The sequence below is a fragment of the Bacillus sp. 123MFChir2 genome, from assembly GCF_000383235.1.
Taxonomy (GTDB): domain Bacteria; phylum Bacillota; class Bacilli; order Bacillales; family Bacillaceae_G; genus Bacillus_A.
The window spans coordinates 1-7,138 of record NZ_KB911006.1 but is presented as its reverse complement, the minus strand read 5'-3'; the positions used below and the strand labels follow the sequence as shown (position 1 = coordinate 7,138).

Annotated in this window: 7 protein-coding genes; 2 read left to right on the top strand and 5 right to left on the bottom strand. The window is 36.4% G+C overall.

Going from position 1 to position 7,138, the window contains the following annotated elements:
• The first annotated feature begins 357 nt into the window (after positions 1–357).
• Complete coding sequence (locus H280_RS0122425; protein ID WP_020063335.1) at positions 358–741, top strand: hypothetical protein; 384 nt, start codon at positions 358–360, stop codon at positions 739–741.
• Between the two features lie 128 nt (positions 742–869).
• On the opposite strand, the gene H280_RS24230 is transcribed toward H280_RS0122425, so the two are convergent.
• Together H280_RS24230 and H280_RS0122415 are read right to left on the bottom strand one after the other, a co-directional pair.
• Positions 870–2,108, bottom strand: a complete 1,239-nt coding sequence (locus tag H280_RS24230) for an MDR family MFS transporter (protein WP_020063334.1) — start codon at positions 2,106–2,108, stop codon at positions 870–872.
• Positions 2,109–2,195: 87 nt separating this feature from the next.
• Positions 2,196–2,588: a hypothetical protein gene (locus tag H280_RS0122415; RefSeq protein WP_020063333.1), complete on the bottom strand. Its 393-nt coding sequence runs from the start codon at positions 2,586–2,588 to the stop codon at positions 2,196–2,198.
• Between the two features lie 324 nt (positions 2,589–2,912).
• Between H280_RS0122415 and H280_RS0122410 the strand changes: the two genes are divergently transcribed.
• On the top strand, positions 2,913–4,121 hold the full coding sequence (locus H280_RS0122410; protein ID WP_020063332.1) for an alanyl-tRNA editing protein: 1,209 nt from the start codon (positions 2,913–2,915) through the stop codon (positions 4,119–4,121).
• Positions 4,122–4,160: 39 nt separating this feature from the next.
• On the opposite strand, the gene H280_RS0122405 is transcribed toward H280_RS0122410, so the two are convergent.
• The 3 genes from H280_RS0122405 to H280_RS0122395 form a co-directional block, all read right to left on the bottom strand.
• Entirely contained in the window at positions 4,161–5,774 is a 1,614-nt protein-coding gene (locus H280_RS0122405) for a long-chain fatty acid--CoA ligase (protein WP_020063331.1), read from the bottom strand.
• 201 nt (positions 5,775–5,975) lie between these two features.
• Positions 5,976–6,443: a DUF2691 family protein gene (locus tag H280_RS0122400; protein ID WP_020063330.1), complete on the bottom strand. Its 468-nt coding sequence runs from the start codon at positions 6,441–6,443 to the stop codon at positions 5,976–5,978.
• 84 nt (positions 6,444–6,527) lie between these two features.
• Entirely contained in the window at positions 6,528–6,959 is a 432-nt protein-coding gene (locus H280_RS0122395) for a GNAT family N-acetyltransferase (protein WP_269208763.1), read from the bottom strand.
• Between the last annotated feature and the right edge of the window lie 179 nt (positions 6,960–7,138).

Genomic DNA, 7,138 nt, shown 5'->3' with positions numbered 1-7,138 from the left:
CATCTTCCTCGGGTCTCATTGGTATGCGAATGCAAGGTGCGATGGCTATATTTGCCGTCAATTTAAAACGAATTATGACCTTAATGAAGGAAAAAAAGGAAGAAAAGTAAAAAAAGAATAGAAAGAAAGGCGACTTTTCGTTCCATTTTGAACGAAAAGTCGCCTTTCTAATTTCACATCCGGTTTTTGAGCTGAAAAAACGTGAGTTTTTCAGTGGCCTCTGCATGTGCACTGTCTATTTATCATATATTTATACTATCTCCCCTTTTTTAAAAGCACATTTCCTCTTTCCTTTTCACCTCTAATTTCAAAGTGAATATCGTATTATGAATGAAATTTTACGGAGGTTTTCTTACAATGGGCAAGCAAAAGAAAAAAGACTGCCTTTTTCATGTTGATGGCTTTGAAGAATGGATGAATCAATTTTGCTCCGATTTATACACAAACTATCCCTCACCAAACGGTATTCACGTTGACCTTTTTGAAACAGAACAAGAATATATTTTAGAAGCTGATATCCCGAACATAGTTGAGCAAAATATTTTTATTAAAAAGATGGAGACAGGTTTACAAATTAACATATCTAATAACAATTCCGCCTTGCAGCATATGATTTTCTTGCCAGCCACTATTATATATAAAAAAATGTTAGCCTATCTTGAAAACGGCCTTCTTACCATTCACATATCTAAAACAGAAGTAGCACAATTAACAGAACAAACCGTTCTCCTTACAAAATAATCGTATACAAATTTATCAAGTCATATAAGAAATGCCCTTTCATCAACTGAAACAATGTATACGAAAAAAGGTGGCTGACCACAATCATCCACCTTTTTCATTTCAAAACCTTATTCTAAGATGTAAACTCACATTGCATTTGTACTTCCTATTTTTTCTTCTATGATTCTTTTACGAAGCAAACTTCTTGTCAATATAAGAATTGGAAATGCAAGCATAGAAAGAGTCGCCAACATTGCAAAAATCACAAAACCATTGTGATAGCCGTAATGATCTAACAGAAGTCCGCCAAACCATGGTCCAATAACTCCGCCGATTCCTGAGAATCCCATTGCCCCGAAATATGTTCCTTTTAAATTTGCTACTGCAATTTGATCAACAAATACATCTGTCATGGAAAACATTAATACTTCTCCAATTGTAAATATGACCGTACAAACGAAAACAGCCCACATTGATTCCGCAAATCCAAATCCAAATAACCCTGCACTAACAAGTATTGTACCAATCATAATCGATACGAGCGGTGTATACTTTTTACACACTTGAATGAGTGGGTACTGAACGATTACTACAGTAATTGCGTTTAATGCTAATGCATAAGAAAACAATTTCACTCCATTTTCAAATAGATGGGAGTTCGCAAAATATTGAGAAAGCGTTGATGAAAACTGTGCGTATCCTGCTGTACTAATGATAATTCCAATTAACGCAACTAAAAAGACAATGTCTTTTCTTATAATGTGTAAAGAATCCATAAAAGTAACTTGTTCTGTCTCTCCCGTTTTTTCTTCTCCAATGCGATACCTGCGAAATTGAACTGCGAGTACAATTGTATAAAGAACATACATAATAGCTGCTAGAAAAAACGGTGTTGTTGATTCAGCGCTGCCAACTTGCAAACCAACAAGCGGGCCAATTGCAACCCCAACATTAATAGCACCGTAACGTAAGTTAAACACCATTAAACGCTGCTCTGGCTTTGTTAAATCGGATAATAAAGCACGGGACGTTGGTTCAAAAAAGGAACGGCACATCCCATTTAATGCATTTAGCAGAAAAAATACAGCTACATGCTCCGCAAATCCAAATCCAATAAAGACAAGAATCCAAACTAAAATGGAGGATAACATAATCTTCTTTCGTCCATAACGATCTGATAAATTCCCACCAATAAAACTTGCGAATACACCAACTAATGCGCTCGTTCCGATAATTGCCCCTGTAACACCTGCTGAAATTCCTTTTGCATGCGTTAAATAAATCGCTAAAAATGGAATGCTCATCGATGTTGCAAATCTTGCAAATAATGTTCCAATAATGATAGTCATCCCAATTGGATGAATACTTCCTAACTTCCCCTTCATCTCTCTCACCTTCTCTATGTCCAAATGCAATGCAAAGAAAAAGAAAGCTGAAAAGCAGCTTCCTTTGAAAACACAATTTTCGTTTTCTTAAACACGAGCTGTTCGTTTCAGCTCCATGTCAATACCATATGTAAACTGTAATTCTTTTAATACTTCCTCTACTAAAATATTTACATTATGTTTACTATTAAATTCTGCTACATAGTTCTCCACTTCTTCATGTGTATAAGCATATTCCCCAGAAATGAAACTTTTCATATCGAAACAGTCATTTATACAAATTTGAACGAGGAGCTGATCATACATTGAAACGATCTCTTCTTTTTTCCATAATAATTCTTTCACATATAAGCGATCAAATATTACGCTTTCACGGTTACATTCTTTTAAATGACGGGTCATTTCATGCAATTCCCTATATAGTTCAGAAATATTTGTGTTTAGATGAATCAGTTTTCGTACGCCATTTTCATACAACATATCATCCACCCCCGTTATGTTCCCTTTTTCTCATTATAGCAAGAAAATTCTAAAAAAGAGAATTTTTCTTATGAAATATTAGGAAAATTATACGTAGTGTTTTACAATAGACCTATATATTGATTTTCCAACATATAAGTCGCTGCTATGTAGAAAACAACAGGACTACTATTTATTTTCTCCTTTTGTTTTAAACCTCGCCTGTGGTAGAAAAAGGCCCTGACCGCTATGCATGGCAAGACGCTCTCGTCCACCTAAAAAAGAGGTTTTTATGTTGATTTTTAAATCTGTATCTATAAAGCTAAGTTTGAAAGGAGTAAGGTTGTGAATCACAAATTATTTTATACAGATCCATATTTACAAACCTTTACAGCTCAAATTACAAAACAGGAACGTGACAAAGACGACAATTTATATGTTGTATTAACACAAACAGCTTTTTATCCAACGGGCGGTGGTCAGCCCCATGATATAGGGCAATTAAATGACACTCCTGTTATAAATGTGGAAGAAATAGATGGCGAAATTCGTCACTACATTACTGAAGAGATTCGTACAAACGAAGTAACGGGATATGTTTCTTGGAAACGTCGTTTCGATCATATGCAGCAGCATGCTGGGCAGCATATTTTGTCCGCGATATTTTGGGATCACTTCAATATTCCAACGATCGGTTTTCACCTAGGAAGAGAAATTGTAACAATTGATTTAGAAACTTCTGACCTCTCTTTCGAAATAGCTGAGGAAGCTGCAAATCTTGCAAATCAAATTGTACTTGAAAATCGTCCAATTACAGTTCGGTGGGTAAATCTAGAAGAAGCAACGCAACTTCCTTTGCGAAAAGAACCAACCGTAACAGAAAATATTCGTGTTGTGATTATTGAAAATCTTGATTTTAACGGATGTGGTGGTACGCATCCAAAACAAACGGGTGAAGTCGGCCCAATTCAAATTATCAATTGGGAGCGTCATAAAGGAAACATTCGCCTTACATTTGTTTGCGGATGGCGTACAATTGAACTAATGCAGCGCAATCATTTCCTCGTGAAAGATGCAACGCAACAATTACATAGTAAAGAAAGTGATATTCCAAACAAAATAAAACAGCTCCTTTCTGCTCAAAAGGAAAATGAAAAAGCGTTGCAAGTAGCCAATGAAAAACTCATTCTTGTAGAAGCAAATGAATTGTTACAGCAAGCAGAAGAAACTTCATATGGCAAACAAATTGCCGTTATCTATACAGAGCGTTCTATGCAGGAACTTGCTAAATTAGCAGCTATCCTTACAGAGAAAGATGACCACGCCATTACATATCTTGTTACACAAAACGGCGAAAACTTACAATGCATTTGTGCATGTGGTCCAGCCGTTAAGCTAAATATGAATACCCTTTTAAAAACATCCCTTCCTCTTATAGAAGGAAAAGGTGGCGGGAATCCAAAAAGCGCACGCGGCGGCGGTAAAGCAACTGTTACAGGCGAAGCATTTTTATCACACCTTATTCATACGCAAAAAGAAACACAAGAAGCATAAATTGCTTCTTGTGTTTCTTTTATAACTGTTAACAAAAAATCAATCTTCTATATAGAATTCCTCTAGTTCTTTTCGAAGTGCTTGCTTCAAAAATTTCCCGACTGAAGTTTTCGGAATTTCTTTCAGAAAAACAATCTCATCTGGTAACCACCATTTTGCAAATTGCGGTTTTAAAAAGTCATATAATTCTTCTTTTGTAACAGATTGATCTTGTTTTACAACAACGCATGCAACAGGACGCTCTTGCCACTGTTTATGCGGCACTGCAACAACAGCCGCCTCAAATATTGCTTCATGTGCCATTAAAGCATTTTCTAAATCAACAGATGAAATCCATTCCCCCCCGCTTTTAATGACATCTTTCGTTCGATCAACAATCTTAATACATCCTTCTTCATCCACCGTAACGACATCTCCTGTATATAACCATCCATCTCGAAATCCATCTGCTGTTCGTTCGTCTTTATAATAACTTGCAGCAATCCACGGAGCACGTAAACATAACTCTCCCATTTCTGTTCCGTCCCATGCTACCTCTCCTTTTTCTCCAACAACCTTCATTTCCACACCAGGCACTAAATAACCTTGCTTCGCACGTATTGTAAGTTGTTCTTCATATGGAAGTTCACGTTCATAACTCTTCAAACGTGCAAGCGTGACAAGCGGGCTTGTTTCTGTCATTCCATATGCATGTACGAATGGAACATTGTATTTTTGTTCAAATGCTGCAATCACGCTTTTCGGCGCAGCTGCTCCGCCGCATAAAAATCGTCTTATATTTGATAAATCATAACAATTTTTTTCTAATTCTTGCAGCACACCAAGCCAAATTGTTGGAACACCAGCTGCGATTGTTACTTTTTCTTCCTGCATCATCTCTAATAAAATCTTCGGTGTAAACATCGGCCCAGGAAGAACTTGCTTAGATCCAAACCATGTTGCTGCAAATGGCAACCCCCAGGCGTTTACATGAAACATTGGGACAATCGGCATAGCAGCATCACTTTCAGAAACTGCCGTTGTATCTGCAAGGCCAAGTGACATACTATGCAAAACAGTACTGCGATGCGTATATACGACGCCTTTCGGATTACCTGTCGTAGCCGATGTATAACACATACCAGCTGGCATATTTTCATCAATATCCTTTAAAAATGGAAAATTAGGATCTCCTTCTTCAAGAAGTTGTTCATAGTGGTATACAGGTTGAAGTGAAGTTTCTGGAAGTTCTTTTTCATCAGTCATGATGATATAAGCTTGTACAGTTGATAATTCCCCTTGAATTTTCTCAACAAGCGGTACCATATCTTCATCAATGAGTAAAATACGGTCCTCTGCATGGTTAATAATATATGAAATGTGCTGCTGGGATAAACGAATGTTAATCGTATGTAGTACCGCACCAATACCAGGAATTGCAAAATATGCTTCTACATGACGATGATGATTCCATGCTAGTGTACCAACTCGCTCCCCTTGCTTCACACCTAATTTTTGCAAAGCGCTAGATAAACGTCTCGTTCGTTCACCTAACTCTTTATACGTTAATCGTGTAATTGTGCTATGAGTGCGAGAAATAATTTCTTTCTTTGGAAATAATTTCTCTGCTCTTTCAATCATCGAACTAATTGTTAATGGCACATCCATCATCATATTTCTTCTCCCCCTTATAAAATCGCTTTCATTTTTAGATATTACAAAAGGACTTATTAACAGTTCATTATGCTTTCATAAGTATAAAAATTGAAAGTCTTTTTGTCAATATTTTTAGAAAATTTAGATAAATTTTTATATATTTTTTCAAATGACACTTTAATATTGACTCAAAAATCAAACGTCCCTATTTACTTACACTTACCATACACTCATTTGTGTTCTACCATCATTTTCATCTGTAATATATTCAACGTTCTCATATCTCATCTCTAGTGCATTTTTATATAACTTTCTAGTCATTTCGTTGTTCTTACAATATAGCGTTGTATAAGAACAATCAACTATCAATATAATTAGTTCACAATCACTATTCACAAATTCTTCATATGTCGTTATTTGCGTTACATTTTTTCCTTTTGGAAACCCTTTTACATCTGCAAATATTAAGTAATAACTTCCTCTATTTATCAAATTATGCATTGTTACACCATCAATAACTTCCTGCTTATCAGGGAAAAAAGGAGTCTCTATCTGATTATTAGAAACTAAATATGATTCTTCAGGTTCTACAAGCCAGTTAAAAGCAGCAAGCTCTAAAGGTTTTAATATATCTGCAAGATGTCGTCCATGGTCATTTGGAATCTCAAATGTAATACCTCTTATCATTACTCACCGCTCCTCTATCTTATTCACTTACATTCTATATAATTAAGTTGTTTTTGAAAACAAAAAGAAGAGTAATCCAATCCATTACTCTCCCTTCTGCACATCATATTCCTCTCGCAAAATCGAATATATTTTCGTGTCTCGATACGCTCCCTTTACAAACATATCTTTTCGCATCGTTCCCTCATATTGCATTCCTAGCCGTTTCATTACTCGTTCCGATTGTGCATTACTAGCATGACATCCTGCTGCAATACGGTTTAACTGTAATCTTTCAAACCCATAACGAATACATGCCTTCGCTGCTTCCGTCGCAAAGCCTTGTCCCCAATAGTTTGGCGATAATGCATAAGCTAACTCTGCCTTATGATGATTCTCTTCATAATCGATAAAACCGCACGTCCCGATAATTTTTTTTTCGTTTTTCAGTTCGATTCCATAAGTCGCCATTTCTCCTTTTTCATATTGATCTAGGATCGACTGTATGAATATTTGGGAGTCCTTTGAGACTCCCACGACTAAAGTCGCAAGCCCTAATCCTTACGGATTGACGGGTGGGATTCTTGAATGACTAAACGTTCGCAGTCCATTTCTGTTTTGAACAGACTTCAAGATGAGGGCATCTCATTGCCCCTCCTAAGACAGTGCGTATAGCATCTTAGGCTGATTGACTGTTACCATCAATCACAGTTGCG

Excerpts from the sequence above, each read along its gene's own strand:
- H280_RS0122425 (WP_020063335.1), top strand. The coding sequence starts at position 358 with ATGGGCAAGCAAAAGAAAAAAGACTGCCTTTTTCATGTTGATGGCTTT.
- H280_RS24230 (WP_020063334.1), bottom strand. The coding sequence starts at position 2,108 with ATGAAGGGGAAGTTAGGAAGTATTCATCCAATTGGGATGACTATCATT.
- H280_RS0122415 (WP_020063333.1), bottom strand. The coding sequence starts at position 2,588 with ATGTTGTATGAAAATGGCGTACGAAAACTGATTCATCTAAACACAAAT.
- H280_RS0122405 (WP_020063331.1), bottom strand. The coding sequence starts at position 5,774 with ATGATGATGGATGTGCCATTAACAATTAGTTCGATGATTGAAAGAGCA.
- H280_RS0122400 (WP_020063330.1), bottom strand. The coding sequence starts at position 6,443 with ATGATAAGAGGTATTACATTTGAGATTCCAAATGACCATGGACGACAT.